At 66.1% G+C, this 410-nt stretch carries 1 protein-coding gene; it reads left to right on the top strand.

Translation table 11 applies throughout. The features are described 5' to 3' along the window. A partial coding sequence (locus I6F37_RS42430) for a TonB-dependent receptor (protein ID WP_225154739.1) occupies nt 1–410 on the top strand: 410 nt, incomplete at both ends.

Raw genomic sequence — 410 nt, 5'->3', positions numbered from 1 at the left:
GATTACAAGGGCGCGACCGGCACGGTCTATGCCTACGGCGGCGAAGCGGTGTGGAAGCCGATCCAGGACGTCACCGTGCGCGGCACCTATGCCCGCTCGGTCCGTGCGCCGAACCTGACCGAGCTCTATTCGGCTCCCGGCCAGAACTTTGCTCCGGGCTTCGTCGATCCCTGTTCGGCCCGCAACCTGGCGACGGGTTCGGCCAACCGCGCAGGCAACTGCTCGGCCGCGGGCGCGCCTGCCGGTTACGACTTCGTCTACCTGCAGTCGCTCGAACTGGTCAGCGGCGGCAATCCGGACCTGCGCGAGGAAAAGTCGGACTCGTTCACTGCGGGTATCCTGCTGCAGCCGAGCTTCCTGCCCGGCTTCTCGCTGTCGGCTGACTATTACGACATCACCGTCAAGGGTGG

Source organism: Bradyrhizobium sp. NBAIM08 (genome assembly GCF_020193935.1).
Lineage (GTDB): Bacteria > Pseudomonadota > Alphaproteobacteria > Rhizobiales > Xanthobacteraceae > Bradyrhizobium > Bradyrhizobium yuanmingense.
Note: the sequence above shows the minus strand (reverse complement) of the source record. Positions and strands in the feature narration are given on the sequence as shown.